24 protein-coding genes are annotated in these 24,219 nt (G+C 63.2%); 13 read left to right on the top strand and 11 right to left on the bottom strand.

What is annotated here, in order from left to right; all coding sequences use genetic code 11:
- Positions 1-239: 239 nt before the first annotated feature.
- From AB7813_RS18220 to AB7813_RS18205, 4 genes are read right to left on the bottom strand one after another with little or no spacing between them, the layout of a single operon-like run.
- Entirely contained in the window at positions 240-1,889 is a 1,650-nt protein-coding gene (locus AB7813_RS18220; RefSeq protein WP_439084259.1) for a dipeptide ABC transporter ATP-binding protein, read from the bottom strand.
- Positions 1,890-1,899: 10 nt separating this feature from the next.
- Entirely contained in the window at positions 1,900-2,730 is an 831-nt protein-coding gene (locus AB7813_RS18215; RefSeq protein WP_410001892.1) for an ABC transporter permease, read from the bottom strand.
- Positions 2,730-3,671 (bottom strand): ABC transporter permease, encoded by a 942-nt coding sequence (locus AB7813_RS18210; protein ID WP_439084260.1) that lies wholly within the window; start codon positions 3,669-3,671, stop codon positions 2,730-2,732. Before AB7813_RS18210 ends, AB7813_RS18215 begins: the two co-directional genes overlap by 1 nt.
- A 15-nt stretch (positions 3,672-3,686) precedes the next feature.
- On the bottom strand, positions 3,687-4,934 hold the full coding sequence (locus tag AB7813_RS18205; RefSeq protein ID WP_439083892.1) for a serine hydrolase domain-containing protein: 1,248 nt from the start codon (positions 4,932-4,934) through the stop codon (positions 3,687-3,689).
- Between the two features lie 135 nt (positions 4,935-5,069).
- Here AB7813_RS18205 and AB7813_RS18200 point away from each other — a divergent pair, with 135 nt between their 5' ends.
- Complete coding sequence (locus AB7813_RS18200) at positions 5,070-6,200, top strand: LysR substrate-binding domain-containing protein (RefSeq protein ID WP_439083893.1); 1,131 nt, start codon at positions 5,070-5,072, stop codon at positions 6,198-6,200.
- A gap of 195 nt (positions 6,201-6,395) precedes the next feature.
- On the opposite strand, the gene AB7813_RS18195 is transcribed toward AB7813_RS18200, so the two are convergent.
- Entirely contained in the window at positions 6,396-7,607 is a 1,212-nt protein-coding gene (locus AB7813_RS18195; protein WP_439084261.1) for a serine hydrolase domain-containing protein, read from the bottom strand.
- Between the two features lie 159 nt (positions 7,608-7,766).
- Positions 7,767-7,964, bottom strand: coding sequence for a hypothetical protein (locus AB7813_RS18190; RefSeq protein ID WP_089263559.1), 198 nt, complete (start codon positions 7,962-7,964; stop codon positions 7,767-7,769).
- Positions 7,965-9,125: 1,161 nt separating this feature from the next.
- On the opposite strand from AB7813_RS18190, the gene AB7813_RS18185 reads away from it, so the two are divergent.
- Both AB7813_RS18185 and AB7813_RS18180 read left to right on the top strand, forming a co-directional pair.
- On the top strand, positions 9,126-9,629 hold the full coding sequence (locus AB7813_RS18185) for a hypothetical protein (RefSeq protein WP_210269244.1): 504 nt from the start codon (positions 9,126-9,128) through the stop codon (positions 9,627-9,629).
- A 35-nt stretch (positions 9,630-9,664) separates the two neighbouring features.
- Positions 9,665-9,997, top strand: coding sequence for a GYD domain-containing protein (locus AB7813_RS18180; RefSeq protein WP_089267827.1), 333 nt, complete (start codon positions 9,665-9,667; stop codon positions 9,995-9,997).
- Between the two features lie 22 nt (positions 9,998-10,019).
- Here the strand turns inward: AB7813_RS18180 and recQ are convergent, their stop codons facing one another.
- Positions 10,020-11,897: a DNA helicase RecQ gene (gene recQ / locus AB7813_RS18175; RefSeq protein WP_439083894.1), complete on the bottom strand. Its 1,878-nt coding sequence runs from the start codon at positions 11,895-11,897 to the stop codon at positions 10,020-10,022.
- Positions 11,898-12,114: 217 nt separating this feature from the next.
- Between recQ and AB7813_RS18170 the strand changes: the two genes are divergently transcribed.
- From AB7813_RS18170 to AB7813_RS18160, 3 genes are all read left to right on the top strand, one after another.
- Positions 12,115-12,438, top strand: a complete 324-nt coding sequence (locus tag AB7813_RS18170; RefSeq protein ID WP_139285792.1) for a hypothetical protein — start codon at positions 12,115-12,117, stop codon at positions 12,436-12,438.
- A gap of 120 nt (positions 12,439-12,558) precedes the next feature.
- Positions 12,559-12,903: a RidA family protein gene (locus tag AB7813_RS18165; RefSeq protein ID WP_120288051.1), complete on the top strand. Its 345-nt coding sequence runs from the start codon at positions 12,559-12,561 to the stop codon at positions 12,901-12,903.
- A gap of 3 nt (positions 12,904-12,906) precedes the next feature.
- Positions 12,907-13,722 carry a 3-keto-5-aminohexanoate cleavage protein gene (locus AB7813_RS18160; RefSeq protein ID WP_439065247.1) on the top strand — a complete coding sequence of 272 codons (816 nt, stop codon included), beginning with the start codon at positions 12,907-12,909 and terminating at the stop codon, positions 13,720-13,722.
- Between the two features lie 211 nt (positions 13,723-13,933).
- Here AB7813_RS18160 and ilvD read toward each other — a convergent pair whose 3' ends face one another.
- Both ilvD and AB7813_RS18150 read right to left on the bottom strand, forming a co-directional pair.
- Positions 13,934-15,628 carry a dihydroxy-acid dehydratase gene (gene ilvD, locus AB7813_RS18155; RefSeq protein WP_439065246.1) on the bottom strand — a complete coding sequence of 565 codons (1,695 nt, stop codon included), beginning with the start codon at positions 15,626-15,628 and terminating at the stop codon, positions 13,934-13,936.
- A 101-nt stretch (positions 15,629-15,729) separates the two neighbouring features.
- Positions 15,730-16,689, bottom strand: a complete 960-nt coding sequence (locus AB7813_RS18150) for an ABC transporter substrate-binding protein (protein ID WP_439065920.1) — start codon at positions 16,687-16,689, stop codon at positions 15,730-15,732.
- Between the two features lie 271 nt (positions 16,690-16,960).
- Between AB7813_RS18150 and AB7813_RS18145 the strand changes: the two genes are divergently transcribed.
- The 3 genes from AB7813_RS18145 to AB7813_RS18135 are packed head-to-tail and all read left to right on the top strand — an operon-like array spanning position 16,961 to position 19,373.
- Positions 16,961-17,857: an NAD(P)-dependent oxidoreductase gene (locus tag AB7813_RS18145; RefSeq protein WP_439065245.1), complete on the top strand. Its 897-nt coding sequence runs from the start codon at positions 16,961-16,963 to the stop codon at positions 17,855-17,857.
- Positions 17,858-17,867: 10 nt separating this feature from the next.
- Positions 17,868-18,836 (top strand): D-erythronate dehydrogenase, encoded by a 969-nt coding sequence (gene denD, locus AB7813_RS18140; protein ID WP_439065244.1) that lies wholly within the window; start codon positions 17,868-17,870, stop codon positions 18,834-18,836.
- 15 nt (positions 18,837-18,851) lie between these two features.
- Positions 18,852-19,373: an NUDIX hydrolase gene (locus tag AB7813_RS18135; RefSeq protein ID WP_089267820.1), complete on the top strand. Its 522-nt coding sequence runs from the start codon at positions 18,852-18,854 to the stop codon at positions 19,371-19,373.
- Positions 19,374-19,408: 35 nt separating this feature from the next.
- Here AB7813_RS18135 and AB7813_RS18130 read toward each other — a convergent pair whose 3' ends face one another.
- Positions 19,409-19,774 (bottom strand): glyoxalase superfamily protein, encoded by a 366-nt coding sequence (locus AB7813_RS18130; RefSeq protein WP_309942205.1) that lies wholly within the window; start codon positions 19,772-19,774, stop codon positions 19,409-19,411.
- Between the two features lie 67 nt (positions 19,775-19,841).
- Positions 19,842-20,912 (bottom strand): methyl-accepting chemotaxis protein, encoded by a 1,071-nt coding sequence (locus AB7813_RS18125; RefSeq protein ID WP_244528141.1) that lies wholly within the window; start codon positions 20,910-20,912, stop codon positions 19,842-19,844.
- A gap of 322 nt (positions 20,913-21,234) precedes the next feature.
- On the opposite strand from AB7813_RS18125, the gene AB7813_RS18120 reads away from it, so the two are divergent.
- The 4 genes from AB7813_RS18120 (at position 21,235) to htpG (ending at position 24,191) form a co-directional block, all read left to right on the top strand.
- Entirely contained in the window at positions 21,235-21,549 is a 315-nt protein-coding gene (locus AB7813_RS18120) for a hypothetical protein (protein ID WP_089267817.1), read from the top strand.
- A gap of 142 nt (positions 21,550-21,691) precedes the next feature.
- Positions 21,692-21,868, top strand: coding sequence for a hypothetical protein (locus AB7813_RS18115; RefSeq protein ID WP_210269243.1), 177 nt, complete (start codon positions 21,692-21,694; stop codon positions 21,866-21,868).
- A 32-nt stretch (positions 21,869-21,900) separates the two neighbouring features.
- Positions 21,901-22,197 carry a DUF3303 family protein gene (locus AB7813_RS18110; protein WP_320445823.1) on the top strand — a complete coding sequence of 99 codons (297 nt, stop codon included), beginning with the start codon at positions 21,901-21,903 and terminating at the stop codon, positions 22,195-22,197.
- Positions 22,198-22,319: 122 nt separating this feature from the next.
- Positions 22,320-24,191, top strand: a complete 1,872-nt coding sequence (gene htpG / locus AB7813_RS18105) for a molecular chaperone HtpG (RefSeq protein WP_439083895.1) — start codon at positions 22,320-22,322, stop codon at positions 24,189-24,191.
- Positions 24,192-24,219: the final 28 nt, after the last annotated feature.

The following is a 24,219-nucleotide window of genomic DNA, read 5'->3' as shown; positions in this document are numbered from 1 at the left end:
ACGGCAGACTCGAAGACCCGGAGCCAGCGACGGCTCCGGGTTTTTTCGTGGGGATACTTGGAGAAGTGGGAGGAGCGCTTGGAGATGGTGTGCACCGACCTCTCCCCACGTCATTGCCGGGCTTGACCCGGCAATCTATCTTTCAGGCGACGAGAGTGGCGTGTGGGGCAAAGATGGATACGCGGGTTGTCTAGCGAAGCTCTTCGCGCTGCCCGCGATGACGGCCTGAGAAATCGGCGCTAGACGGCTGTTGCCGCCACCGCTCCCTCAAACCTCCGATCCAGCAGCATCGCTGCATTCAGCAACCGCTTCGTATAGTCATGCTGCGGCCGGTCGAAAATATCGTCCCGGCTGCCGACCTCGACAATCTTTCCGTTCTGCATGACGGCGACACGGTCGGCGACCTGCTCGACGGCACCGAGATCATGCGAGACGAACAGACACGCAAACCCATAGCGCTCCTGCAACTCGCGGATCAGTTTCAGGATCTGCTTCTGCACGGTCATGTCGAGTGCCGACACCGGCTCGTCGGCGACCACGAAGGCCGGGCGCCGTGCGATGGCGCGGGCGATGGCCACGCGCTGGCGCTGGCCGCCGGAGAGCTGATGCGGCAGCCGGCGCAGGAAGTCCTGGGACAGGCCCACTTCATCGAGCACCTCACGCACGCGGAGTTCGCGCGCCTTGCCATCCATTGTGGTGTCGAGGCGCAGTGGTTCGCCGACGATGTCGCCGATGCGTTGGCGCGGATCGAGCGAGGAATACGGATCCTGGAAGATTATCTGCATTTCCTCGCGCTGCAGCCGCGCCGCGCGGCCGCGCCAGGTCATGATCTGGCCGCCGCGGAAGGCGATGCTGCCGGAGGTCGGTGTGATCAGGCCGACGGTGGCGCGGCCAAGCGTGGTCTTGCCGGAGCCGGAACCGCCGACCAGCGCCAGCGTCTCGCCCTCGCCGATGGTGAGATCGACGCCGTCGACGGCGCGCTTGGCCTCCGTGCGGCCGAACAGGCGCGGGCGTCCCGCATAGTCGATCACCACATCGCGCAATTCGACCAGCGGTTTGATCGTGCGGGCGCTGCGTAAGCCGCCGGCGCTTCGTCGCGGCAGCGCGTCGACGAGACGCTGAGTATAGTCGTGCTGCGGCGACGACAGCACGTCGAGGCTGCGACCCTGTTCGACGATCCGGCCCTTCAGCATCACGGCGACATCGCGCACATAATGCGAAACCATGCCGAGGTCGTGGCTGATCAGTAGCACCGCGGTGCCGTTCTCCTGCGTCAGTTCCACCATCAGATCGAGCACGTCGCGCTGCACCAGCGTGTCGAGTGCCGTGGTCGGCTCGTCTGCGATCAGCAGGTCCGGCTTCAGCAGCATCACCGAGGCCAGCATGATGCGCTGGCGCATGCCGCCGGAAAATTCATGCGGATAGGCGCCGAGGCAATGGACGGGGTTGGGAATGCTGACGCGCTTCAGCATCGTGAGGCAGCGCTCGCGGATCTCGCCGCGCGACAGCCGGCGATGATGCAGCGCGAGGCCCTCGGCCATCTGGCGGCCGATGGTCATCGACGGATTGAGCGATACCATCGGCTCCTGGAACACCATCCCGATATGGGCGCCGCGGATTTTGCGCAGGGCCGGCGGCGCGATGCCGACCAGCTCGGTGTGGCGGAACCTGATGCTGCTGCCCGGTGCGGCGATCAGCGGTGTCGGCAACAGGCCGAGCACCGCGCGTGCCGCCATGGTTTTACCGGAGCCGGATTCGCCGACCAGCGCCAGCATGCTGCCGGGCATGATGGAGAAGCTGGCATCGTCGACGAGCTTGTTGCCGTCGGGGCCGACGGTCACGGTCAGATGCTCGGCGGCAATGACGGGCTGCGATGGATCGTGTGTCATCGTCATCGCATCAGGCCTGCATCTTCGGGTCGAGCCAGTCGCGCAGCGCGTCGCCCAGCATGTTGATGCCGAGCAGCGTCAGCGAGATGCACAGGCCCGGCAAAATGAGCAAATACGGCGCCTGCGTGATGAAAGGCCGGCCCGAGGCCAGCATGTTGCCCCAGCTCGGCGCCGGTGGCGGTACGCCGAGGCCGAGGAAGCTTAGCGCGCTTTCGGAGAGGATCACCCAGCCGAACATCGTGGTGGCCAGTACCGTGATCGGTGCCATGCAGTTCGGCAGCACATGGCGCACCATGGTCACGAGTTCCGAATTGCCCATCACCCGCGATGCCTCGATGTATTCGCGTTCGCGCACCGACAGCACGCTGGCGCGTGCGACGCGCACCACGGCGGGCATATAGGCGACGCTGAGTGCCAGGATCAGCGCCTCGCGGCTCGCGCCCGAGATCGCCATAATGAACAGCGCAAGCAACAGGCCGGGAAAGGCCAGCAGCGAGTCGTTGAGGATCATGAGTATCCTGTCGGTCCAGCCGCGCAGGAAGCCGGCGACGATGCCGAACAAGAGGCCGAGCGAGACGGCGATGGCAACGGTGGCGAGCGCGATCCAGCCGGTGGTGCGTGCGCCATAGATCAGGCGGCTCAGCACGTCACGGCCGAATTCGTCGGCGCCGAACAGATGCGATGCGGAAGGTGCTTTCAGCACGGCGCGCAGGTTGAGCTTGAGCGGATCATAGGGCGCCAGCATGGGGCCGAAGATCGCGAGCAAGGCCAGCAGCAGGACGAGGCCGCCGCCGATCAGGAGATTGGCGCGGCCGCGCGCGAGGCGTGGGAGATACCGCATCATTGCGCGATCTTCGGATCGAACAACGGATACAGCATGTCGACGACCAGATTGACGATGATATAGATGACGCTGATGAACAGGATGCAGCCCTGCACCACCGGATAGTCGCGCGCATAGATCGCCTCGACCAGCAGGCGGCCGAGGCCGGGGATGGTGAATACCGTCTCGGTGATGGCGATGCCGCCGAGCAACCCGCCGAGGATCAGGCCGATCAATGTCCAGGTCGGCGCAAACGCATTACGGAACGCATGGCGCCACATCACCTCGGATTCGGACAGGCCCTTGGCGCGGGCATGGGTGATGTATTCGAGCCGCGACACCTCAATGGTGGAGGCGCGCGCCATGCGCACGATCGGGCCGAGTTCGACCATGATCAGCGTCAGCACCGGCATGAAGATGAACAGCACGCCCTGGCGGAAATTCTCGCTCAGCGACACGTAGCCGATGACGGGAAACCATTCGAGCCACATGCCGAATACCAGCAGGATCATCAGGCCGAGCCAGAAGCTCGGGATCGACAACAATAGCGTCGAGAGTGCCACGGTGCCGTAGTCGGCGAAGGTGCCCTGCCGCCATGCCGCGAACATGCCGGCCGGCACCGCGATGAGCGCGGCAAACACCACGGCTGTGACGACGATGGTCGCGGACACCGCGAAGCGATCGAGCATCAGCGGCAGTACGTGTTCGCCGGATGAGATCGACTTGCCGAAGTCGCCGGAAAAAATATGGCCGAGCCAGGTCAGATATTGCGACGGCAGCGCGCCGGACAGACCCATCTCCCTACGCAGCGCCTCGACCTGCTCGGGCGTCGCGAGATCGCCGAGCATGACGGAAGCAGGATCGCCGGGGATCAGCCGCATGGCAAAAAAGATCGCTGCCGATACGATGATCAGTGTCGGCACCGCCTGCAGCAGACGTCCGAGCAGGAAGCGGCCCATCACGCTGCCTTTCGGTTATCGTATGAGCGCATCGCGGATCGCATGCGCGGCGGCGACGGCCTCGCGGGCGCGCGGCACGCTGGTGACCTCGGGCCAGGTCGAGAGTTTGACGAAGGCGAATTCGGACTCCGGATCGATATAGATCAATTGCCCAAAGATGCCCCGTGCCAGCATGGCGCGGCCTTTTGGGTCTTCGATCCACCATTTGTTATGATAGGCGCCCTCCGGCAGCGTTTCGCGGAAGAAGCCCTGGAACAGTTCGGGATTGGCGTCATTGCGGGTCGCGTCGATCCACGCTTCTGGAATGACCTGGCGTTCGCCGGACCGCCCGCCATTGATGGTCATCTGCGCGAAGCGGCCATAGTCACGCAGGCTTGCGCAGAAGCCGCCATCGGCCAGCGCGAAGCCGCCGTGATCGACGGTGAAATAGCCGTCCTCCTGCGCGCCCATCGGCGCCCATAATTCGCGGCTGACCAATTCGGAGAGCGAAGTTGCGGTGGCACGTTCGAGGATGAAGCCGAGCACGTCGGTCTCGATGGAGCGATACTGGAACAGCGCGCCGTGGGGGCGGTCCTGTTCGGTCAACGTCAGGATCAGCTCCCACATGGTGCGCGGGTAGTCCGGCTGGTCGTTGACACGCCAGCCGCAGGCATAGCCGAGCTTGACCATATGCGAGCCGGGCGTGGTGTAGGATTCGTCGAACACCACGCCGGTGGTCATGTCGAGTACGTGCTGCACACTCGCGCCGCTATAGGCGGTGCGCGCGAGCTCGGGCAGATAGTGCGTCACCGGCGCCTTGGGATCGAGCACGCCACGGTCGGTGAGAATGCCGGCCACCATGCCGACCATCGATTTGGCCATCGACATCGACAGGTGTTGGCTGTGCGGCTTCATATCGTTGAAGTAGCGCTCATAGACGATGGCGCCACGGTGCAGCACCAGCATGCCGTCGGTAGCGTTGTCCGTCAGAAAGCTCTCGAAACTCAGATCGCGGCCGTCAAAGCTGAAAGCAACCGTATCGAGCGCCTGGAAATTCTCGCGCATCGGCATCACCGGGCCCGGTCCGCGCCAAACCTGCGCGGTCGGCGTCATCTCGCGGATGTGCTGGAAGGTCCAGCGATGCATCGGCGCCCGGCTCCAGCCGGAGCGCGGCAACAGGGGGCCGCCGGGATTGAGCGGGTCGCGGTAGCGTGGTCGCTGAAACAGATCGGTCAGTGTCGTGATCCCCATGCCGCGGCTGCCGCGCCGCGCGCGATGAGCCATCGTTAGACCTCACGAGGGTAACGCCATCAAGATGACCCGGAAGATGCCAATGAGGGGCATGGTGGTGCACCGGGCGCACCGTGCTAGGCTGCCATCTTGCCGCAGCCCTGCCGACTTGCCTCTGTGCACGCCGGCATGTCTCTTGCTTCGCTGAATGCTTGTCTCGTTGGGACGATCCGCCTGGCGGTCGTGCCGCCAACCGAATGTGGATGGATGATGAAGCCGGTCTCCAGTCCTGGCCCCAATCCTGTCGTGATGGACGATTCCGGAGCTGCGCCGGCCCCGGCGCTGAACCCGCCGTCACGCAAGTCGATCCCGCCTTTCGAGGCGCTGCGTGCCTTCGATGCGGTGGCACGGCTCGGCGGCGTGCGCCGCGCAGCGCAGAGCCTCGGGCGTGATCACGCGGTGATCAGCCGGCATCTGCGCACGCTGGAATCATGGACCGGCACCAAGTTGATCGACCGGACCTCATCGAGCATCTCGCTGACCGATGACGGCGTGCGTTATCACCGGCATATTGCGGCGGCGATGGATGCCATCGCCGATGCCACCATCGACCTGATGCGGCGCGGTGACAATCATCGCCTGCTGATCTGGTGCGCGCCGGGCTTCGCGCTGCACTGGATGTCGCGCAAGATCGGATTGTTCGAGAAGGCCAATCGCGACGTCGATATCGAGCTGCGCCCCACCGATCGCCGGCCGGATTTCGCCTCGCACGAGACGGATATCGATATCCGCTTCGAGTCGGTCTATGGCAATCCGCTGCAGCTCGCCCCCGGCCTGCGCTGCATCGAGGCGGCGCAGGTGCCGATCGTCGCGGTGGCCAGCCCGGCCTACCTGGCCTCAATGCCGGCGATCGAGACGCCGCGCGATCTGCTGAGCCAGCGCCTGCTGCATGAAGAGGATTTCGACAGCTGGGCGCACTGGCTGGCGGCGCACGGCATCTATGACGAGCTCGACCTCGGCGGTCCTCGCCTGTGGCAGGGCCACATGACGCTGGACGCCGCGATCCACGGCCGCGGTGTTGCGCTGTCCAACCATATGGTGGTTGCGCATGAGCTGGAATCCGGCCGCCTGGTCGAGATCGGAAAAGGCAATGCGAGCTTTCAGCCTTATTCCGACGGCATCTATTACTTCATCACCCGCGCCGACCGCTGGGATGCGCCGCTGATCCGCCGCTATCGCAACTGGCTGATCGAGGCCATCGCGCAAGACTGGCCCGAGCTGAGCGTCGCGGCACAGGCGAAGCGGAGCAAAGTGGGGTAGAACAAGCGAGCGGCTCTTAACCTCTCCCCGCCTGCGGGGAGAGGTCGACTGGAACGCGCGAAGCGCGTGGAAGTCGGGTGAGGGGGACTATCCATTCGCTCTGAGCTTGCGGAGACTCCCCCTCACCCAAAGCCTTCGCTGCGCTCAGGCTTCGACCTCTCCCCGCAAGCGGGGAGAGGTTAAGAAGCCAGCGCCTCACTTCAGCGCCTTCACCAGCGCATTGAAGAAATCATTGTCCAGAATCGGTGCGTTCAGCGTCGTCGGCTTCGAGCGCGCGCTCAGCACGACGCAGATCACGCGCTGTTTCGGATTGATGTACAGCATCTGGCCGAAGATGCCGCGCGCGACGAAGGCGCCGTCATCGAGCGTGCCGTCGGGCGCCGGCACGATCCACCACATATAGCCGTAATCGACGCGCTGGCCGTTGATCAGGCGTGATGCCCCGGCCTCGCGGACCCAGCCTTCCGGCAGCACGCGGGTGCCATCGATCACGCCGTCATCGAGAATGAACCGGCCGAACCGGGCATAGTCGCGCAGGGTGGCGAACAGGCCGCTGCCGGCGACTTCCAGCCCGCCGGGCGCTTCCAGCCACCAGGCGCCATCGGCCTCCATGCCGAGTCTGAACCAGATCTTCTCCGAGAGATAATCGCTCAGCCATTTGCCGGTGGCGGCCTTCACCAGCGCGCCGACGACATGGGTATCGCCGGTCGAATAGGTCCATTGCGTGCCAGGCGCCGCGGCGCGCGGGCGCTCAGCCATGTAGCGCATGACGGCACCGGGCCCCTGCCCGACCTGCAATGCGAGCATCTTGCGGCGCTCGGAATTCGCATCGGTCTGGTCGTCGCTCCAGCGCAGGCCCGACGTCATCTGCATCAGCGCCTTCACGCTGACGCCCTCATAGGCGGTGCCGGAGAATTCGGGAAGATACCTGGTCAGCTGGTCGTCGACGCTCTGGATATAGCCGTCCTGGATGGCGGCGCCCACCAGCGTGGTGCTGAAGGATTTCGCCATCGACATCGACAGCCAGCGCGTGGCGGCGTTGATGCCGAGGTCATAATGTTCGAGCAGGACCTCGTCATTCTTCATCACCAGAAGTCCGGCGACGCGGTTGCGCGAGACATAGTCGTAGATGTCGAAGGTGCCGGCGGTGGAGACGATCGGAAAGTCCGGCAGTGTGCGCTTGCCGTAAGTCAGCCGCCGCACCGGTGCGCCCGCCTTGATGGTGCGCGTCGCGAAATTCATCTCGGGCGTGACGAAGGTCCGCAGATGATCGATAGGCATCGATCGGCCGGCATAGGAATTGATGATCGCGTCGGTTGCGGTTTGGTTTGCGGTCTTGGGGCTCGTCGCGGAAGCTTGACGAATGGTGCTGTTGGCTTCGCCTGCACCCGGCGCCACATCTGTCACAGTCAAAGGTCTGTCCTGCATCTTCGGGCGCGTCGATGCGCTCAAGGATTTACTATGGCAGGGTAGAGGGACTGTCGAGGGTGCCAAGGTTGAAATGCGCGGTGCGCCGGCATCACCAGCGCATCACGCTCAAACCGGTCCGGTGTCCTGATGCGACAATCAGCGAACCGCCGTCGTGTTCGAACTGGTGAGGGCGGTCGGCTGACCGGCCTTGATGACTCGAGCCGTCTGGGTGCCGTCGCTGGTGCCCGTGCGGGCGGCAATGCCGAAACCTGCAACCGCGATGCCGGCAACCAGGGCGACAACGACGATCTTCAGATGCGTGCTGCGGTCTGCGCTGTGGATCGAGTGGTTCATGGCGGCCTCCTGCCGTCTACGCGGCTACTTGTTGCATGGAGGTGTAATCCCAGCCGGTTTCCAGCCGATGGCGTCCGTGTAGAAAATTGTTTCGTGGAAGCGGAGATTTGTTTCGTCGCGTAGCCGGATACTTACGAATGCGGCGGTTTTGGCGCCTTTGGCGGTATTTGCGTCACACGTATTGTTCGATGCCGTGCAATGGCGGACAAAGTCCGAAGCGTCTGGCCCCACGCTGTCATTCCGGGGAAGCTCGATGTGTTCACTGACTCTCGTCATTCCGGGGCACATCGAGCCGCGTAGCGGATCGGTGTGAACCCGGAATCCCGGAGTGTTTGGCTCTACGGAGACTCCCATGTCGAGATTCCCCGCCACTCCAAGTGGAGTGGCTGAGGCTCGGTCCCGTCGCCTGCGGCGTCGGTCCCGCCCTCAGGCAAACCAATTGGTTTGCCGGGGAATGACAGCATGGGCGGCAGACAGCCCCCAACATTTTTTCCTATTCTTTGTTGACAATATACCTATAAGGATTATTATCTCCTCTGTCCGGCTCCGATGAGAGGGGCGAGCGCGATCGTCACGTTCGCGGGGCTGGATGCGGTGGACGCCGGAGATGCGGCGTTACGCGGTTTATGGGGGACGTCTGTCTTCGGGCAGGACGGATCTGCGTCAGCACTGCCACTGGCAAGGAGACGGCCGACCTTGGGATGGAAAGACCCCTGGACAGTGTGACGGACGACCAAGTCAAAACGCGTTCGGCTTACTCGCTTGAGGCTCCCTTCCCATCGCCTTGGGACTTTAATTCGCGATCGGAGCGTTCGTCGAGGCAAAGTGCAAGCAACCGAAAAAACACCGCAGGCGGAACGTCGGGCACTTGCTCGGCGCCTCCGAAAGTCCTGATGCACTCCAGATTGCGGAAGACCGCATTCGCATCAGGCCCAAGGGTGCAACGGGCACCCGGCGTTCCGCACGCCCTCTTGATTGAGGGTGGGAAGGAATGCGCAAAACTCGGACGCACAAGCGCCGCGAGAATGCGAGTGTGTGTTTCCACGTCACCGAAGCAGGTACCGCCACCCCACTCGATTTAGGTAAGCACTCCTGCTTGTTATTGCGGAGGGCGGCCTTCAAAACTCCTCCTCGAAGGGCTCATGGGCAGACGAGGATCACATGATCATCAAGCCCAGCGCATCGTGGCACACCCGCTCGACCCTCAGCAGGTTGGCGCACATTCTCGAACGGACCGGACTCGCTTTGGTTGGGGCTGCCTGCGGGCTGTTCGTTGCCGAGGTTGGCCGCTTCATCGAGGTCATTGGCTCGGGTGAAGTCGTGTTCGCCATGATCATTTACGGGGCTACCGGCTTCTATCTTGGAATCGATCTGCCCCAGGTTCCTGCCGATTACCGCATGCATCTGCCGCTATGGCGCGGGCTGGGCAACAGTGCGGATATGGTGGAGCTGCTCACTGCGGCCGGTACCTTCATCACATCGGTGACGGCGATCACGTCAGTCTCCAGTATCATTCTGGGTGAAACCGTGCGCCCCAGGACGGCTGGCATCATCTGTTTGAGCTGGGCAATCGGCGCCACCATGCAGATCGCTGCCGGTATCATCGCGCGAATAGAGTTAGGCCGTGCCGTGAAAATGGCGAAGCTCGCGCTCTTCTCCCGGTGAAAGGTCAGGACAATCCCGGCTGACGGAGGTCGAACATGCCGCTCTATATGTATCAGGCTGCCTACACGCCAGAATCATGGGCCGCGCAAATGAAGAATCCGCAGAACCGCGTTGAATCCGTTGGACGGCAGACGACGGAGGCCGTCGGAGGACAATTGATCGGTGGTTGGTATTGCCTGGGCGAATATGACGTGATGCTGATCGCCGATGTGCCGGATATCGAGAGCATGGCGGCCATCGCCGTCGCGATTGCAGCGGGCGGCGCCATCAAGTCCAGCCAGACGACTGCATTGATGACCGGGGCAGAACTTGTGGCGGCCCTGAAGAAGTCGGAGTCCGTCATCAAGGGCTACAAGCCCGCGCGATAGACATCGGTGGCGTCGATCGCCGCTATCGCCCCGGAGTCGCATTCACCAAAGCGAGGATCTCCGCGCCGTAATGCTCCAGCTTCTTGTCGCCGATCCCCGGGATTTCGCGGAGCTGGTCGAGCGTGGTGGGATGTTCGCTGGCGATGCCATCGATGGTGGCGTCGTGCAGCACGACATAGGCCGGGACGTTGCGCTTCTTCGCGACTTCCGAGCGCCAGGCGCGCAGCACAGCGAGCAGATCGGGATTGGCGTTGTCGCTGCGCGGTGCCGCAAGGTCGCCGCGGCGGGATTTGCTGCGCGGGGCGCGGCCGGTACCGCCGGTTTCCTCGCGGAACATCAGCTCGATCTCGCCCTTGAGAACGCCGCGCGCTTCTTCGGTGAGCTTCAGCGCATTGAAACTATCTGCATCCGCATAGAGAAAGCCGCGCGCCACCAGTTGCCGCATCACGGCGCGCCATTGTTTCTCGGTGAGTTCGCCGCCGATCCCGAATACCGACAGCTTGTCATGGCCGAATTGCTTGACCTTGTCGGTGAGGCGGCCGATCAGCACGTCCACCAGATGCATGGCGCCGAATTTCTGTCCGGTGCGATAGGCGCAGGATAACAGCTTCTGCGCGGCAACGCTGCCGTTCCAGACTTTCGGCGGCGAGAGGCAATTGTCGCAATTGCCGCAGCGCGTGCCGGTCGCCTCTTCGCCGAAATAACCCAGCAGTCGGGTGCGGCGGCAATCGACGGTTTCGGCGAGGCCGACCAGCGCATCGAGCTTGCCGATGGAGACGCGCTTGAATGTCTCCGATCCGGTGGACTCGTCGATCATGCGGCGCTGCTGCACGATGTCGGAAAGACCATAGGCCATCCACGCATTCGACGGCTTGCCGTCGCGGCCGGCGCGGCCGGTTTCCTGATAATAGGCCTCGATGCTCTTCGGCAGATCGAGATGGCAGACGAAGCGCACGTCGGGCTTGTCGATGCCCATGCCGAAGGCGACGGTGGCGACGATCACCACGCCGTCTTCATTGATGAAGCGATCCTGATTGGTCTCACGCAGGCGTGCGTCGAGCCCGGCGTGATAGGGCAGCGCGAGGATGCCGGCCTTGTTCAGGGCCGCCGCGGTGTCCTCGACCTTGGCACGCGACAGGCAATAGACCACGCCGGCCTCACCGGAATGCCGGTCGCTGATGAAAGCCTGCAACTGCTTCTGCGCGTTGGTCTTGTCGACGATCTCATACTTAATGTTGGGCCGGTCGAAGCTCGCCACGAAATTCGGCGCGTCTTCCAGGCGGAGACGTTGCACGATCTCCTGCCGGGTCAGATCGTCGGCGGTGGCCGTCAGCGCAATGCGCGGAATGTTCGGGAACCGTTCGGCGATGACCGAGAGGCCGATATATTCGGGCCGGAAATCGTGGCCCCATTGCGCGACGCAATGCGCTTCATCGATGGCGAACAGGGCGATCCTGGCGCGGCCGAGCATCGACAGGCACCGCGGCGTGACCAGACGTTCAGGGGCGACGTAGAGAAGGTCGAGTTCTCCGGCGAGCAATTGCCGCTCGACCTCGTTGGCTTCGTCCCAAGACAGGGTGGAATTCAGCACCGCCGCCTTGACGCCGGCTTCCAGCAGGCCGGCCACCTGGTCGCGCATCAGCGCAATCAAGGGCGACACGACGATACCGCAGCCCGCGCGTAGCAAGGATGGCAACTGATAACATAGGGACTTGCCGCCGCCGGTCGGCATCAGCACCAGGCAATTGCCGCCATCGGTCACGTGGCGGACAATATCTTCCTGGGCACCGCGAAAACCCGGCAGGCCGAACACCGAATGCAGCACGGACAATGCGTCCGAGGTCTGGAACACGTCTGGCTGATTTTTCGATTGACGCGAGGCGCCGGCGGGAACGGACATGGCGCAGGTCTATTCCTGATTCGAGGGTCGCGTATATCCCGTGAAACGCGTCGTTCCCCCAGGAGAACGCGTCATTCCCGAGAGAATGCTCCATTCTCTATGGCATCGTGACGTTTCGCCTTGATCGCGCCGCTTTACCCCTGTCGATGATCCGTTCTAAGAGAATGAGTGCGCGACCGCGCCAGCGTCGCTGCAACCGGGCAAAAAGAAAAGCCGTATGCCATTCATTTTGCGAATCTTTTCATGGCTTCTGAACCGTCGCCGCGGACCCAAGATCCGCTGGCAGGCGGCCAATGAGAATGCCGCGCGCAAAGTGCGCCGGAAATTCAAAAAGGGGCCGAAGTCCGCGATCCTGTCCCATGTCATCGCGCATCGACCGTCCGTGACGCTGGTGGGGCGGCTGCCTGCGGTCGAAATCTGGAACCTGTCAGATCCGAAGCGTGTCGCGCTGCTCTATCTGCAGCATGGCCGCCGGTTGCGGCTGCCAGCGCCAAAGGCGTTGATGGACGATGCCGTGAAGCGGGCCCGCGCCGCGGAATAGTGGACGTGGTCCACGCGGGGCCACTTGTGCCGTGTGACGTCATGGGCTTGACGGGCCAGTTCCGAGCGGGGATGGTCGCGCCCGGGTCACTCCGTTCCACACTCAATGAAAGACTTCTGCATGATCAAGCGTCTCGGTCCCGGCAAGCGTCTCAGCCAGGCTTCCATCCATGGCAACACCGTCTATCTGGCCGGCCAGGTGCCCGATGAATATTCGGGCGACGTCAAGACGCAGACCAAGCAGGTGCTCGACAAGATCGATGCGCTCCTCAAGGAAGCCGGCACCGACAAGAACAACATCCTCAGCGCCACCGTCTGGCTGCCGAATATCAATGACCGCGATGCCATGAACACGGTGTGGGATGCCTGGGTGCCCGAAGTTGGCCCAGCGCGCGCCTGCGTCGAGTCGAAGCTCGCCGACCCCGCCATCAAGGTCGAGATCGCCGTCATCGCAGCGATTCCGTAAATCATGTCACCCGTTGCCATTGCGGTCGCCCCCAACGGCGGCCGCAAGGTCAAGGCCGACCATCCCGCCGTGCCGCTGACGCCGGCGGAGTTGGCGGTGACGGCCGCGCATTGCCTCGAGGCAGGCGCGGCGATGATCCATGCCCATGTGCGCAACGCCGACGGCAGTCACCTGCTCGATGCGGCGGCCTATCGGGACGCCATCGCGGCGATCCGCAGCGCAGTCGGCGACAGGCTCGTCATCCAGATCACCTCCGAGGCAGTTGGCAAATACACGCCGGCGCAGCAGCGTGCGGTGGTGCAGGCGGTGAAGCCGGAAGCGGCGTCGCTGGCGCTGCGCGAACTGGTGCCCGATGCCAGCGAGGAGCAGGCCTTCGCCGATCTGCTCGGCTGGATGAAGCGCGAGCGCGCGACACCGCAAATCATTCTCTACGATGCGCAGGATGCTGCGCGGCTGGCCGAGTTTCGCAAGCGCGGGCTAGTGCCGTTCGAGAAGCTGCCGGTGCTGTTCGTGCTCGGCCGTTATACGGCGGGGCAGACGTCGCACCCGGCCGATCTGCTGCCGTTCGTCGCGCCCGGTGCGCCAACATTCGAACACTGGAGTGTCTGCGCCTTCGGTGCGCAGGAGACGGCCTGCGTCACCGCGGGCGCATTGCTGGGCGGCCATATCCGCGTCGGCTTCGAGAACAACGAATTGCTGCCGGATGGCTGCCGCGCCAAAGGCAATCAGGATCTGGTTGCGGCGGCGCAACGTGCGATCGAAGCAGTCGGGCTGAAGCGCGCGACGGCGGATGAGCTCAGGGCTGCGACGGCGCTCTAACCTCTCCCCGTTCTTTACGGGGAGAGGTCGCCGCGTCTTCGCGGCGGGTGAGGGGCGGCGCGCTGTAGTCGTCGCACAATAGCACTCACGGTTCGCACCGATCCCGACCCGATAGACCATGCGAGATGATAGGCCGTTACCTTGCCCCTCATCCCGACCTTCTCCCCGCGCAGTGCGGGGAGAAGGAGCGCACTGCCGGCGCCAGGACTACTCACTCAAACCACGGCCATTCCGCGCCGCCATCATGCGTGACGGCGCCGCCGGGGGCCTGTCCGACGAGCTTGGCATATTTCGCCAGCGCACCGGCCCGATGACGCGGCGGACGCTGGGTCCACGCCGCTTTGCGCGCGGCGAATTCGGCATCACTGATCATCAGATCCAGTCGCCGCGCCGGCGCGTCGATGCGGATCTTGTCACCATCGCGCACCAGCGCGAGTGGGCCGCCGATATAGGCTTCCGGCGAGACATAGCCGATGCACATGCCGCGGGTGGCGCCGGAGAAGCGGCCGTCGGTGATCAGCGCGACCTTCTCGCCCATGCCCTGGCCGTAGATGAGCGCGGTGACCCCGAGCATCTCGCGCATGCCGGGGCCGCCGACCGGGCCTTCGTTGCGGATGATGAGCACGTCGCCTTCCTTGTAGTTCTGGTCCTTTACCGCGGCGACGCAGCTTTCTTCGTCTTCGAACACGCGCGCCGTGCCCTCGAACACCGTCTTCTTCAGACCGGCGACCTTGATCACCGCACCATCGGGGGACAGGTTGCCCTTCAACACCGCGACGCCGCCATCGGGCATGATCGGCTTTGCTGAGGAGTAGATGATCTCGCCATCGGCCTTGTTGGCGTTGCCGTATTCTTCCGCGATGGTTCGGCCGGTGATGGTCAGGCACGAACCGTCGATATGGCCGCTCTCGACCAGTGCACGAATGACGACCGCCGTACCGCCGATATCGTAGACATCCTTGGCCACATATTTGCCGCCCGGCCGCAGATTGCCGATCAGCGGCGTGCGCGCGAAGACTTCACCGACATCGTCGATGGTAAATTTGATACCGGCCTCGTTGGCGATGGCCGGCAGATGCAATGCGGCATTGGTCGAGCCGCCGGTGGCGGCGACGATGGCCGCGCCGTTCTCCAGCGATTTGCGGGTGACGATGTCGCGCGGCAACGGGCCGCTCTTGCGCAGCATGTCCATGACCAGACGTCCGGCGCGCCGGGCGAATTGCGCGCGTTCGGCATAGACGCCGGGGATCATCGAGACATTGGGCATGGTGATCCCCAGCGCCTCGGAGACCATCGCCATCGTATTGGCGGTGAACTGGCCCGCACAGGCGCCGATGGTTGGCAGGCACGCGCGCTCGATGGCCTCCAGCTCCTGCTTGTCGATGTCGCCGGTCATGAAGGCGCCGACGGCTTCATAGGAATCCAGCGCAGTCAGCGTCTTGCCCTTGTGTAATCCCGGCAGCGAACTGCCGCCATAGATGAAGATCGACGGCACATTGCAACGGACCATGCCCATGATGACGCCGGGCAACGTCTTGTCGCAGCCACCGAAGCCGATCAGTGCGTCGTAAGCGAGGCCGTGCATCACGGCTTCGATACTGTCGGCGATGATTTCGCGCGACAGCAGCGAGAACTTCATGCCCTCATGGTTCATGCTGATGGCATCGGAGACCGAGATGGTCGAGAACTCGCGCGGCGTGCCGCCGGCTTCGGAAATACCGGTCTTGGCGGCGTCGACCTGAAAGTCATGGGTCATGTTGCAGGGCGTCTGCTCGCCCTTCATCGACACGACGCCGATCATGGGTTTTGCGATCGCCTCGTCGTCGAGGCCCATGGCGCGCATGAAAGCGCGGTGCGGGGCACGGTCGAGGCCGTCGGTGGTGACGCGGGATCGCAATTTCTTCATGGGGCGTATCTTTCCGTTTCTTGGTCTTGTCGTCCAATGCAGTGAGGCCACGCCGTGGGCGTGGCCTCAGGACATCATACAATGAGATGTCGCGTCTTGCTCTACTGGATCGGCGCCACGATGGTCGGGTGCTTGAACTGCATCGCGTCCATCTTCGGCAGCATGCCGGCCTCGGTGTAGATATCGAGCATCTTCTGCATGGCCGGGAAGTTCGGTGCTGCGCCCGGGTCGCGGGCGAAGTCGTTGTCCTTCAGCAGATAGGTCTCCAGTACCGGGATCGGCGCCCTCATGACTTCGTTGACGACCTTCAGCGTTTCCTCGCGGTTGGCCAACGCTTTCTTCATGCCAAGGGTGATGTCGGCGACATAGGCCTTGGCGAGTTCGGGATTCTTGTCGACGAAATCGGCGCGGCAGGCTTCAAGGATATGCACGATGTTCGGCATCGCTTCGTTCAGCGAGAACAGCTTGCGCGTGCCGCCCTTAGCTTCCATGCGCGCGGCAAATGGCTGGTTCATGTTGATCGCGTCGACGCGGCCCTGGCGCAGCGCATCCTCGGAAGCTGCGAAGCCGATCTCGATCAGCTTGACGTCCTTCTCGGGATCGACGCCGGCGCCCTTCAGCAGCATCTTGAACGGACCGTAGGTGCCGCCGCCGATGACGGAAATGCCGACATTCTTGCCCTTGAGGTCGGCGATGGTCTTGATCGGCGAGTCATCCTTCACGGCCCAGTAGACCGAGAAGCTGCCGGGCTTTTCCGACACGTGCTGCGCGACGATATAGGCCTTGAGGTTGCCGCCGTTGACGCCGTTGGCGAGCGACAGCACGCCCTGGGTGGCGCAATCCAGCGCACCGGCGGCGAGCGCCTGCGTCATCGGCGAGGTGCCCTGAAACTGGGTCCATTCGATATTGTAGGTCTTGCCGAGATTGGTGAATTCGGTCGGGCGTTTCATCATCCAGTATTTGGATTCTTCGGCCGGAATGGTCCAGCCGACCTTGATGGTCGGAATCGTCTGCGCCTGCGCCGCACCCGTCAGCGCCCCCGCCGCGAGAGTCGCCGCCATCAGCCACTTCGAAGAACCCAGCTTCATGCCCGCTCACTCCGTTTGATGATGGCCAGACCCGGCCAAAAGAAAAGCCTCACTGTCTTGAAGCCTTTCATGCTTCAAATATTCTGGCAAGCGAGGTGCGTGCCCAACATTCATTCGTGCTGTGGCGCAACAATTGGCAGTTACGCAGGCGTTGATATCATCGTTGCTGCGGCTGCGGACGCAGCGTAGATAGCTCGCAGATGCGAGCAGCGTGGCTCGGCGGCAGAAGGACAACGGCGTCAAAATGGTGGATTCAGCGGGCGGCAAAGAGAAGCTCGGTTACCTTGGCCTCGGCCTGATGGGACTGCCGATGACCAAACGGTTGCTGGGCGCCGGTTACGATGTGGCCGTCTGGAATCGCTCGCCCGGCAAGGCCATTGCGCTGGTAGAGGCCGGTGCGAAAGTCGCCGCCAGCCCACGTGATGTCGTCGCCCATGCGAGCATTATCTTCATGTGCCTCACCGATGCATCGGCGGTAGAGGAAGTGGTGTTTGGCGACAACGGCCTGTCCGGCAGCGATGGCAATGGCAAGCTGGTCGTCGATTTCTCCTCGATTCATCCGGACAAGACCAAGTCCATCGCGGCACGATTGAAAGCCGCAAACGGCATGGGCTGGATCGATGCGCCGGTGTCGGGCGGCACCAAGGGTGCGGAGGAAGCCACGCTGGCGATCATGGCCGGCGGCGACGCCGCCGATGTCGAACGTATCAGGCCTTATATTCTGGCGATGGCGCGCAACTTCACGCATATGGGGCCGACCGGCGCCGGGCAGATGACCAAGCTCTGCAACCAGGTGATTGTCGGCTGCGCCATGGCGGTGCTGGCCGAAGCGACGCGACTTGCCGTGAATGCCGGTATCGACGCCAAACGCCTGCCGGAAGCACTCGCGGGTGGTTTTGCAGACTCGATCCCGCTGCAACTGTTCGTGCCGCGCATGGCACAGGGCATTCACTCGCCGCCGCTCGGCCACATCCACACGATGCTCAAGGACCTCGATACGGTCGTCGCCGTGGCGCAGGACACATCGACGCCGGTGCCGATGGCTGCGCTCGCGGCGCAGATCTTCCGCATGGGCAAGGCGGTGCGCGGCGCCGATGCCGACGCGCTGGAGATCTACAAGCTGTCGGCGCCCAAAGAGTGAAGATCAAGGAATGAAGGTTCTGGTGATTGGCGCGGCCGGCATGATCGGCCGCAAGCTGTGTGAGCGGCTGCTGAAGGACGGTCATGTCGGCGGTGGGGAAATCGGCGATCTTGCGATGGCCGATGCGATCCCCAGCGATCTGGTTGGCGCGCGCAGCATCATGGTCGATCTCGCAAAACCGGATGCGCCCGCAGCACTGCTGGCGTCAAAGCCTGACCTGATCTTCCATCTTGCTGCGGTCGTCTCCGGCGAAGCCGAACAGAATTTCGACAAGGGCTACGCGGTCAATCTCGACGGCACGCGCAATCTGTTCGAGGCGATCCGCGCGATGGGGGGTGGTTATCGCCCTCGCATCGTCTACACCTCGTCCATCGCGACCTTCGGCGCGCCCTATAACGGGCCGATCACCGACGATTTCTTTCATACGCCGCTGTCGAGCTACGGAACGCAGAAGGCGATCTGCGAATTGCTGCTGGCGGACTATACGCGGCGCGGCTTCTTCGACGGCATCGGCATTCGCCTGCCGAATATCTGCGTGCGGCCGGGCAAGCCCAATGCGGCAGCGTCGGGTTTCTTCTCCAATATCATTCGCGAGCCGCTGGCCGGGCGTGAGGCGGTGCTGCCGGTAACCGACGACGTCGGGCAGACACATGCCAGTCCGCGCGCGACGACGGAATTCCTGCTTCATGGCGCGACGCTCGACAGCGCCAAGCTCGGCGCACGCCGCACGGTGATGATGCCCGGCGTGCGGGCATCGGTCGCGGACATGATCGCGGCGCTCCGCCGCGTGGCAGGTGACAGTGTTGTGACACGCATCAAGCATGTGCCAGATCCCGCCACGATGGCGATGGTTGCCGGATGGCCCACGATGTTCGATACCAAACGTGCGCTGGCGCTGGGTTTCCAGGCGGAACCGGACTTCGATTCCATCATTCGTGCTCATATCGAGGATGACCTCGATGGCGTCTTTGTGCGTTAGCGGTTAAGGACAATCATGGCGCGCGATATCATCATGGCGGCGGGAGGCATTGTCGTGCAGCGGGGCGAGACGCCGCTGTTCGCCGTGGTCTGCCTGCGCAAGCGCGGCGACTGGGTGTTGCCGAAGGGCAAGCTCGACAATGGCGAGACGCCGCGCGACGCAGCCGAGCGCGAGGTGCTGGAAGAGACCGGCCATGCCGCGTCGGTGCATGACTATCTCGGTGCCCTGGCCTATCCGCTCGGTGAACGGACCAAGGTCGTGCATTTCTGGCACATGGAGGCCGCGGCCGCGCCGTCACGCAAGTTGATGAAGGATATCAGCGAAGTCGCGTGGCTGCCATTTGACGCCGCGCTGGCGCGGCTGACGCGCAGCCATGAACATGCGTTCCTCGCGCAGGTCGGGCCCATGGCGCTGGCGGCAGCAAGGGCAGCGCCGGTCGTGGATGGCGAGCCCGTGCGGCCAATTGCCGTGGGGCCTGTCAGCGTGCGACGTGACACGGGGTTCTTCGCGAAGATCCGGAACTGGTTGAACGGGTAAGTTCTCTCGTTGCAGCGATGGCTGAAGCGGCGGGCTCAGTGCGTGTTGGTCGCGTCATCGAAGCGCAGCACATTGCCGAACGGGTCGGTGATCTTTGGGGCCGTATCGGTCGGACTCGGGCGCGCGAAACGGGCCCGCTTGTCATGCAGCTCCTTTGCGAAAGCCGCGATATTGCTGCCGCGGATATAGACCACGCTGCCCGGCGTGCCGTCGCCATAGTGTTCGCTGAGATGCAGCTTCACGCCGCCGCGCGACACCTGCATGTAGAGCGGGGAGTCCGGCTCGTAACGATGTTCCCAGTCGATCGCAAAGCCGAGGAAGTCGACATAGAACTCCTTCGCTTTAGCAATGTCATAGATGCGCAGAACCGGAATTGCCGGTTCGAAAGTGACGTCGGTCATCGCTGTCTCCCGCTCATGGCGTAGGGGAGATTATCGCAGCGAAGTCGTCATTGACTAGATCGTGCGGCTAGGCGCCGCGCATGATCACGCCGTACCAGCCGAGACCTTTGTAAGTCTCATAGCCCGGTGTGGCATGGAAGGCGACGAGGCCGCCCGAACGGTCGTGATAGAAGCCGCTGCGGCGGCCGTTCAAGGCCAGCGGGATGCGTTCGGTGAGCAGGCCCTGGCCGTCGGACGAGGCGATGACGCGCAGGTTCGAATCCACCAGCAGTACGCGCGTCTTGTCGTCGTCGACGCGAACGCCCTCGACGATGGCGCGCGCCTGGGCTTCCCAGTCGAAATGAATCGCGAGCACGCCGATGGCGCGGCCATTGGCCTTGCCGCCTTCGCGCACGCTGGCGCAATAGGTCGCGACCTGCGCATTGTTCAGGAGCGGCTGGCGCTCGACGTCGCCCGCGGTGTAGTCGTCGCCGGAGCGCAGCGTACGGGCGTCGCGAAACCAGGCGGTGCCGGCGATATTCTGGCCCGTCACATTGAAACGATCGCCACGGCCGCTGGCGATGACATTGCCCTGCATGTCGCACAGCCAGAGATCGAGATAGACGGTGTAGGCGCCGAGGATCACGGCGAGCCGCTCCGATACATGGGCGACGGTGGCGTCGCTCGGTGCGGCCGCGCAGTCGACGACGGCGGAGTCGGTCGCCCACCAGCGGACGTCGCAGGTGCGCTCATAGAGATTGCGGTCGATCAGCTCGATGGCATTCAGCGACAGGTCGACCATGCGTTCGCCGCGCGAGCGCTCGGTCATCTTCTCGATCGACGCCATCAGGCTGCCGGTGCGGGCTGTGAGCTGGGATTCCAGATCGCGCGCGATGGTCTCGACCTGCTGGCCGACATTGCGCACTTCCTGCGCGACGACGGCGAAGCCCGCGCCCTGCGCTCCCGCGCGCGAGCTTTCGATCAGCGCGTTCAGCGCCAGCATCTTCATCTGGTTGGTGATGTGCTGGATCGACCGGGTTTTCTCGCAGGCGATCTCGTTGACCTCGGCGGTCAACCGCCCGATCAGCGCGGAGATATCGGAGCTATCGTCGTTCTCTTCGGTTGCATTGGCATGCGCAGAATGACTGCTGCGGTTCATTGCCAAGACCATCGTCGTATCCCCGTTGACAGCAATCAGTTACCTCCCGGTTATTGCCCGGTCATGGTTAATCGTGGCTTAATTTTCCGTGTGCCGGGTTCCGCCGACTTGCACGAATAAGCGGCAAGAGTGCGCAATAGGCACTATCTCATTGCGTCTGGGCATGCGCGGCCGCATCCGTAGGACGTTCGATGCCCCGCTAACGGTACAAATTAGGGCGTCATTAGTGATGCTTATACACGCGCCCCCGATTGCTCTGACGAACAACGCGATATCAACCACACTCGTGCAGGCTCAAAGCTTCATAGGCTGAGCCATTGTGATGAGCGTTCTCGAAGACCTGACCGGTGCGACCACGTCGGAACTGTCCGACGAATTGATCTTCCAGATCGCGTCGGCGTCCAGTCCCGAGCAGCGCAAATACGCGGCTGACCTGTTCCGGTATTTCGCCAAACAGCTCGAATTCGAATCTTATCGGCGCGGGCAGCAGAGCATGGCCGTTCCACAGCTTCCGTCGCCGGCCATGATTATCGACGCGACGCCCGAACAGGACGAAGCGCCCACGATCCAGCCGTCGGATGACCCTGGCGATGACCCGTCCGTCGGTCTGATCCCGCCGGTGAGCTGGCAGGATTGACGGCGGCGCGACAGTTTTACGTCAGATCCGTTGCTTCCTACCGATTGGCTTAACCATTCGCAGGCCAAATGAGTCGCGAGTGATTCGAGCGTTGCAATCGTGAAGAGCGGGCGTGCCAGTGAGTGTAGTTATCCCTTTCCCCATGCGTGTAGCGGCCCCCCAGGCCGATGAGTGTGAAATCGATCTGCTGAGCGCCGTCGATCTGGCGATCCGCGATCTCCGCGAAATCTCCCAGACCGCGAACGACATCGCGCAGGCGCGTGCGCGTGAATGCCTGGCCATGCTGGAAAGCGCCTATCACGGTGCGCTGCAGGGCTGACGCATTCTGAGTGCGCCGACAGGAGATCAGCGATGCTGTTTCTGGTGATCTCGAATCCGCGCGCCGATCGTCCGTCCGACATGGCGGCCGCGCGTCAGAGCTTCTGGCCGTGGATGGCGGGGTATCAGGCGTCGGGCATCTGCCAGCACATCTATCCCCGCGTCGGCCGCGGTGTGGTCGCGGTGTTCAAGGTCGGGAGTAACGACGTGCTGCATCGTATCCTCAACGAATGGGCCGATATCATTCCGGCTCAGTTCGAGGTCCATCCGCTGGTCGATCTCGATGCGACCACGGCTCTGCTCGCATCGCAGGTCGCCGCTTCAAAGTAGCGTCGCGAGTTTCAGTTCCCGATCAGCCTTTTCGCGCGGAAACCATCGGTTCGCACCATGGACTCGGCAAATCCGCGTCGCTATATGCGTGATCTCTCCCTTACCAGTATCGGGCACTTTTCATGACGACCACTGACACCGCTGCACCCGTTTCCCAGCCGTTCCAGGCCGAAGTCGCCGAATTGCTGAACCTGATGGTTCACTCGGTGTATTCCGAGACCGATATCTTCCTGCGCGAACTGGTCTCCAACGCGTCCGACGCCTGCGACAAGCTGCGCTATGAGGCGATCGCCAATCCGCAGCTGATCCCCGACGGCCAGTCGCCCAACATCACCATCATTCCGGACAAGGCGGCCGGTACGCTGTCGATCGTCGATACCGGCATCGGCATGGATCGCCAGGAACTGATCGACAACCTAGGGACCATCGCGAGATCCGGGACCAAGTCGTTTCTGTCGCGGCTGACCGAGGCCAAGGACGGCTCGAATCTGATCGGCCAGTTCGGCGTCGGCTTCTATGCGGCCTTCATGGTGGCCGAGAAGATCGTCGTCACCAGCCACCGCGCCGGCACCCATGACGCCTTCACCTGGACCTCGACCGGCGGTGCGGGTTTCGAGATCGGCCAGGTCAGTGACGGCATGAGCGTGCCGACCGGCACCTCCATTGTGCTGCATCTGAAAGAAGACGCGAAGAAATATCTCGAAACTTACGAGATCGAGCGCATTGTCGGCGCCTATTCGGACAACATCCAGTTTCCGATCATGCTCAAGGACGGCGATGCCGAGCCGCGCCAGATCAATTCGGCCAGCGCGCTGTGGCAGCGCTCCAAGTCCGAACTGACGCCGGAGGATTACAGCGCGGCTTACAAGTCTATCGCGCATGCCTATGACGAACCGGCGATGACGCTGCATTACCGTGCCGAGGGCCGCTATTCCTATGCGGTGCTGCTGTTCGCGCCGTCGCAGAAGCCGTTCGACCTGTTTGAGCCGAACCGCAAGGGCCATGTGAAGCTCTATGTGCGTCGCGTCTTCATCACCAACGATGCGGACCTGTTGCCGTCCTATCTGCGCTTCATCCGCGGCGTCATCGATGCCGAGGATCTGCCGCTGAACCTCTCCCGGGAGATGTTGCAGAACAATCCGCAGCTCGCGCAAATCAGGAAGGCCGTGGCGACCCGCGTGATCGGCGAGCTGGAGACGCTGAGCGAGAAGGATGCCGAGACCTTCACCAAGATCTGGGACGCCTTCGGCCCGGTGATCAAGGAAGGCATTTATGAGGATTTCGAGCGTCGCGAGAAGCTGCTGGCGCTGTCGCGCTTCACGACGACCACGGGCGAGAAGCGTTCGCTGAAGGATTATGTCGCCGACCTGAAGCCGAACCAGACCGAAATCTATTATCTCGCCGGCGACAGCCTCGATCGCCTGAAGTCGAATCCGAAGCTGGAAGCCGCCAAGTCACGCGGCATCGAAGTGCTGCTGTTGACCGACGCGGTCGATGCGTTCTGGAGCTCGGCGCCGCTCGATTTCGATGGCAAGCCGCTGAAGTCGCTGAGCCAGGGCGAGGTCAATCTCGATCTGATCCCGCGCATTGATGAAGACGCGACCAAGGACGAGCCGAAGACCGAGACCGACGAGGCTGCGACCATTGCCGTGATCAAGGACGCGCTCGGCGATCGCGTCTCCGACGTGAAGGTCTCGACGCGCCTGACCACATCGGCGTCGTGCCTTGTCGCTGGCGGCGCCGGTCCGGATCGCGAGCTCGAGCGCATGCTGGCGATGCAGAATCGCGGCAGCGTCACCAAGCCGATCCTCGAGATCAATCTGCGCCATCCGCTGGTGGCGAAGATCGCCGGTGCCGACAAGGCGGCGGGCGGCGAAGCGTCCGACATCGCGTTCCTGCTGCTCGAGCAGGCGCAGATCCTCGACGGCGAATTGCCAGAAGACCCGGCCGCGTTTGCGAGCCGTCTCAACCGGTTGGTGCTGCGCGGTTTGTGATCGCCGACCGTTCACGGCGCGGGGCATT

The organism is Tardiphaga sp. 20_F10_N6_6 (assembly GCF_052076045.1).
In the GTDB taxonomy this organism is placed as follows: domain Bacteria; phylum Pseudomonadota; class Alphaproteobacteria; order Rhizobiales; family Xanthobacteraceae; genus Tardiphaga; species Tardiphaga robiniae.
The sequence above is the reverse complement of the archived record's forward strand: the minus strand, read 5'-3'. Positions and strand labels throughout refer to the sequence as shown.

Coding starts and splice junctions, on each gene's coding strand:
- AB7813_RS18220 (WP_439084259.1), bottom strand. CDS start 1,889: ATGACACACGATCCATCGCAGCCCGTCATTGCCGCCGAGCATCTGACC.
- AB7813_RS18215 (WP_410001892.1), bottom strand. CDS start 2,730: ATGCGGTATCTCCCACGCCTCGCGCGCGGCCGCGCCAATCTCCTGATC.
- AB7813_RS18210 (WP_439084260.1), bottom strand. CDS start 3,671: ATGGGCCGCTTCCTGCTCGGACGTCTGCTGCAGGCGGTGCCGACACTG.
- AB7813_RS18205 (WP_439083892.1), bottom strand. CDS start 4,934: ATGGCTCATCGCGCGCGGCGCGGCAGCCGCGGCATGGGGATCACGACA.
- AB7813_RS18200 (WP_439083893.1), top strand. CDS start 5,070: ATGTCTCTTGCTTCGCTGAATGCTTGTCTCGTTGGGACGATCCGCCTG.
- AB7813_RS18190 (WP_089263559.1), bottom strand. CDS start 7,964: ATGAACCACTCGATCCACAGCGCAGACCGCAGCACGCATCTGAAGATC.
- AB7813_RS18185 (WP_210269244.1), top strand. CDS start 9,126: ATGATCATCAAGCCCAGCGCATCGTGGCACACCCGCTCGACCCTCAGC.
- AB7813_RS18180 (WP_089267827.1), top strand. CDS start 9,665: ATGCCGCTCTATATGTATCAGGCTGCCTACACGCCAGAATCATGGGCC.
- recQ (WP_439083894.1), bottom strand. CDS start 11,897: ATGTCCGTTCCCGCCGGCGCCTCGCGTCAATCGAAAAATCAGCCAGAC.
- AB7813_RS18170 (WP_139285792.1), top strand. CDS start 12,115: ATGCCATTCATTTTGCGAATCTTTTCATGGCTTCTGAACCGTCGCCGC.
- AB7813_RS18165 (WP_120288051.1), top strand. CDS start 12,559: ATGATCAAGCGTCTCGGTCCCGGCAAGCGTCTCAGCCAGGCTTCCATC.
- AB7813_RS18160 (WP_439065247.1), top strand. CDS start 12,907: ATGTCACCCGTTGCCATTGCGGTCGCCCCCAACGGCGGCCGCAAGGTC.
- ilvD (WP_439065246.1), bottom strand. CDS start 15,628: ATGAAGAAATTGCGATCCCGCGTCACCACCGACGGCCTCGACCGTGCC.
- AB7813_RS18150 (WP_439065920.1), bottom strand. CDS start 16,689: ATGGCGGCGACTCTCGCGGCGGGGGCGCTGACGGGTGCGGCGCAGGCG.
- AB7813_RS18145 (WP_439065245.1), top strand. CDS start 16,961: ATGGTGGATTCAGCGGGCGGCAAAGAGAAGCTCGGTTACCTTGGCCTC.
- denD (WP_439065244.1), top strand. CDS start 17,868: ATGAAGGTTCTGGTGATTGGCGCGGCCGGCATGATCGGCCGCAAGCTG.
- AB7813_RS18135 (WP_089267820.1), top strand. CDS start 18,852: ATGGCGCGCGATATCATCATGGCGGCGGGAGGCATTGTCGTGCAGCGG.
- AB7813_RS18130 (WP_309942205.1), bottom strand. CDS start 19,774: ATGACCGACGTCACTTTCGAACCGGCAATTCCGGTTCTGCGCATCTAT.
- AB7813_RS18125 (WP_244528141.1), bottom strand. CDS start 20,912: ATGAACCGCAGCAGTCATTCTGCGCATGCCAATGCAACCGAAGAGAAC.
- AB7813_RS18120 (WP_089267817.1), top strand. CDS start 21,235: ATGAGCGTTCTCGAAGACCTGACCGGTGCGACCACGTCGGAACTGTCC.
- AB7813_RS18115 (WP_210269243.1), top strand. CDS start 21,692: ATGCGTGTAGCGGCCCCCCAGGCCGATGAGTGTGAAATCGATCTGCTG.
- AB7813_RS18110 (WP_320445823.1), top strand. CDS start 21,901: ATGCTGTTTCTGGTGATCTCGAATCCGCGCGCCGATCGTCCGTCCGAC.
- htpG (WP_439083895.1), top strand. CDS start 22,320: ATGACGACCACTGACACCGCTGCACCCGTTTCCCAGCCGTTCCAGGCC.